4 protein-coding genes and 1 pseudogene are annotated in these 3798 nt (G+C 47.1%); 2 read left to right on the top strand and 3 right to left on the bottom strand.

What is annotated here, in order from left to right; all coding sequences use genetic code 11:
• Positions 1-10 precede the first annotated feature (10 nt).
• Entirely contained in the window at positions 11-244 is a 234-nt protein-coding gene (locus Q0Z94_RS11915; RefSeq protein WP_366517622.1) for a peptidase dimerization domain-containing protein, read from the top strand.
• Between the two features lie 799 nt (positions 245-1043).
• Here Q0Z94_RS11915 and Q0Z94_RS11430 read toward each other — a convergent pair.
• From Q0Z94_RS11430 to Q0Z94_RS11420, 3 genes are all read right to left on the bottom strand, one after another.
• Positions 1044-1496: a hypothetical protein gene (locus Q0Z94_RS11430; protein WP_298069825.1), complete on the bottom strand. Its 453-nt coding sequence runs from the start codon at positions 1494-1496 to the stop codon at positions 1044-1046.
• Positions 1497-1651: 155 nt separating this feature from the next.
• The gene (locus tag Q0Z94_RS11425) at positions 1652-2308 is read right to left on the bottom strand and encodes a hypothetical protein (protein ID WP_298069823.1); all 657 of its coding nucleotides are present in this window, start codon (positions 2306-2308) and stop codon (positions 1652-1654) included.
• A gap of 559 nt (positions 2309-2867) precedes the next feature.
• The gene (locus Q0Z94_RS11420; protein ID WP_298069821.1) at positions 2868-3221 is read right to left on the bottom strand and encodes a hypothetical protein; all 354 of its coding nucleotides are present in this window, start codon (positions 3219-3221) and stop codon (positions 2868-2870) included.
• A 65-nt stretch (positions 3222-3286) separates the two neighbouring features.
• On the opposite strand from Q0Z94_RS11420, the pseudogene Q0Z94_RS11415 reads away from it, so the two are divergent.
• Positions 3287-3798, top strand: a pseudogene (locus tag Q0Z94_RS11415) (hypothetical protein); the annotation flags it as partial.

Genomic DNA, 3798 nt, shown 5'->3' with positions numbered 1-3798 from the left:
GGCGCACAATCTGCCAGGCTTTCCGCTGGGGCAGGTATTCACCCGCCCAGGCACCTTCGCCTGTGCATCTCAAGGGCTGACGTTTTCTTTTAAAGGACGGCCTGCCCATGCCGCATATCCAGAGGACGGCCTATCCCCTGCCCAGGCGGTTGGAGAACTACTTTGCAAATTACCGGCATTGACAGAAGCGCATTCACAGGGGAATGGTGCTTTGCACGGTAGTCGGAGCGAAAATGGGAGATAAAGCGTTTGGTACTTCTGCCGGCCAAGCAGAGGTGTGGTTAACCCTCCGAGCGGAACAGGATGCAGACCTGGAACTGCTTGCCCAGAATATACTCCATTTTTCCGAAGCTCTGGCTTGTGAGTACAGTCTGACCTTTGGGTATGAACTGCAGGATGTGTTTCCCGCCACAGTGAATCGAGCAGAATGTGCGCGACGAATCATAGAGCTCTGCGGAGGTGCTGAGTTGAAGACTCCAATGCGGTGGAGTGAAGACTTTGGACACTATCTGCGATGCTGTCCAGGCGCCTACTTTGGCATAGGTGCCGGTGAGTCCTGCCCTCCGTTACATACAGAGAGTTACCAGTATCCTGATGCTCTCCTGGCACCGACGATTGAAGCATTTCGAAAAATTCTATTCGATTGAGACCGCTCAACCAAGGGAATAAGGGATATCTATTTTTACCAGTTTCAGATACGAGAAATGATTTCGTCAAGCTGTCAATATCGAGCGCGAACTGATTTAGCCGGTCTAAATCGATAAGCGGGTGTTCTTTGTATTGCTCTTGATAGTATTGATATCCGTCGATTATTTCTTGCTTTACAGGTGGGGTAAAGAACGATGCGAATGCGTTTACGTAGTATTGCCCGTTTCCCAGCATGAAGGAAGCCAGAATCGGAAGGAATACCGCGAGCAAAAGAACTGCAAGGAGAGCACGAGAGATTCGAGGGAGTAAAAAAAGGACAAAACATACTCCTAACACGCACAAAATGATAATGAAGGAGTTCAGACTGAGTGACATTGTAGCACCCCCTTTCTGAGCTACGATTTCAACCAGCCTGAAATAGCCAAGACAATTTGGGGAGCGCAGGTCGATACAGCAAAAGTAACACAGCAGATAAGCATTGCTAGCATGCCGCCCGTCATTGTGCGTTTTTCTCCAAGTGCGCCGATAATTACAAGGACTGTTCCGACCAGAAACCCAATTAGGGACGCAGCCATTACAACGTCTGTGAGTATCCGGATGATATCTGTACCCTTCCGGTTGACCCAATCGTTCACATCATCAGTGGTAATGACCGAGTCACTGCCGCCCAGGAGAGAATTGGGTGAGGTGATGAAGCTGGAACTGTCCTCAGAAGGACTACTGAACGTGGTATTGCCCTCCGAGGTAGCTACGCCACCGCCCACCGCCTCAACTGCAAATATAGGAACGACAGCGGTGGAGATGAAGAATAAGAAGGCTAAAAACGATAGTACGTATTTCTGTTTCATAGCTCTTGTTGGGGGTAATACCCCGTTCTCCCCTTTCATGGTGTTTGAATAGATGATATGCAAATTGAAGCAAAGCGATTTCAAAATAAAAGGGACCGCGCTACCCGGTATGAATTGGGTGTAGCGCGGTCTTGTATAGATAATTAATTCTGGATTCACTCAACATTGAAAAATGACTTCACGCAATAAGCTATTCGTTGTATTTTACTCAGCCCTTGAATATATCGTTTCTTTTGCTCCTTTCCGTATCCAATAACAACTGTATGCGAGAATTTAATAATATAATTTGATAGTAAGTAGCTTATCTCAGAATCACTTGCTCCTATCGCAAAGTGCACACCTTCATCACATAAAACATTGAAAGAACTAAAAGATTCTTTTAGACCTCTCGCGACATATACTTTGCTCTTATATACCCATCTGGCCGCATCATAGGGGATGAGGGTTATCGCCTTGGTACGACCTCGACCTTTACCAACAGATGCAAAAGCATAATTGCCGCAATAGATTCGAGAATCCGGTAGGGTCGGACGGGAATCTAAATTAATTCCATTTTCCAGAAAATCAATATCATAGTTCTTTCTTATCCACCGTATGCTCTTGTATTCAATTGAAAATACAAAATTGATAAAGCCTAAAGCGAGAGTGCAGAAGAAGGCAGATAGATAAACAATCAAACCAAATGTTGAAACTGGGAAGGCCCAAATAAGACGCCTTATTATAATAGAAGTAACAATGAACACAAATAAACCTATGAAAGTCCTCCGATAAAAGAGGAGCCTTTTTTCTCGCTTCATAATGTATTCCTTCATCTTAATTTCCTTTCCTTCGAAAAATGTCTTTTGGAATACCGACATATTGGTCGACTTCTCTTACTGAATAGAACCAGGCAGCATCCGCACAACGCAATTGCAGGGCTAGTGTAAGTAGTTGCCTACGTACAAAATACACAGTCCCTTTCGATTTATATAAACTTTTTTGTTTATAGAACGATGCATATTTAGGTCAAATTGGCCCTTTAGTCTGCATAAGACACTCGTGGGTGGCCACTTCGGTCCAGACTCAGCGGCCACTCGGTCCCACCCCAGCGGCCACCATAAAATGGAAACTTTGCGAAGCAGACCTAATCATAGGTCTGCTTGACAACCATTGATTGCAAAGGGGATTTCGGGTCAATGGGCCGCTTTAGCGGCGGCATTTGCCTTTACCAATGACGCGAAATTCACTTTGAAATACCCGGCCGCCGAGACAATGCATCAGTGGCCGCTGGCCAAGGCAGAATGCAAAATATCGTCAGAAGACCAGCTCTGTTTTTATGAAATAGAAAAGCAATAATTCTAGATTTTCCTGTACCTCACAAGGAGCATAACATCAATCTAGTTTCTCACCAACATTCGGTAGGCTAGAATTGCCCAAACCCCGGTCACAGCCTGTATAGGTGCATTCCTCCACTCGGAAGGCAAAGCCTTCATCATCACAGCAGAAGCCAAGGATGCCGCCAAAACGATTGTGGAAGATTTGTTTGCCATCGTCGGCATAGAGGTATTCGTCGTCATTTGGGGCATTGAAGGTCATATCGCTGTGGCAGTTTGAAAAGATAATCTTTGCGTTGGGATTATTGACCTGTGTTTCATCCTTACCATCGTTATTTGTGGCAAGGAAAATCCCAGAGTCCACCATGCCTACAATGCCGCCACCTATACGACTCAATTCAAGTAATGTCATTAAGTTAGTAATAAGGGAAAATAAAGTCAAAAAAGATGTAAAAAGGGGTTGACAAGGGGCAAAAAATGTGCGGCGAAGCCCTGAAAAGTGAAATTGCTTTTCGGGAGGGGCCGCACATGAAATACACGCCGGAGCTTTTGCGTAGGATGCTGCGTTCGTTGATTCGGAAACTGGGGGAGCATCCCGAACAATATGTCAGGCATCCTGGCCGGGACTTCACCCGGCCTCGGACGCTGACCTTTGAAACAGTCCTGTCACTACTGCTGACCATGAGCGAAAACAGTATTGGGAAAGTACTGATGGGCCGGTTTCAAAACAGCGAAAAAACACCGTCGGCCTCAGCGTTCGTCCAGCAGCGCCAGAAGCTGCTGCCCGCGGCGCTGGAGACGCTGTTCCACCGCTTTACGGCCCTGCTGCGCCCGGAGAGGACCTTTTGCGGCTGTCGTCTGCTGGCTGTGGATGGGTCGTCGCTGAAATCCGCCGCCTGCCCGGAGGACCCAGCCTCCTACCGCCCCGGCACACCCAGGCAGCACGGCTGGAACCTCTGGCACATGAACGCGCTCTTTGATTTGGAAAA

The organism is uncultured Mailhella sp., assembly GCF_947631555.1.
GTDB lineage: Bacteria > Desulfobacterota > Desulfovibrionia > Desulfovibrionales > Desulfovibrionaceae > Mailhella.
Note: the sequence above shows the minus strand (reverse complement) of the source record. Positions and strands in the feature narration are given on the sequence as shown.

Excerpts from the sequence above, each read along its gene's own strand:
- Q0Z94_RS11430 (WP_298069825.1), bottom strand. The coding sequence starts at position 1,496 with ATGAAACAGAAATACGTACTATCGTTTTTAGCCTTCTTATTCTTCATC.
- Q0Z94_RS11420 (WP_298069821.1), bottom strand. The coding sequence starts at position 3,221 with ATGACATTACTTGAATTGAGTCGTATAGGTGGCGGCATTGTAGGCATG.
- Q0Z94_RS11425 (WP_298069823.1), bottom strand. The coding sequence starts at position 2,308 with ATGAAGGAATACATTATGAAGCGAGAAAAAAGGCTCCTCTTTTATCGG.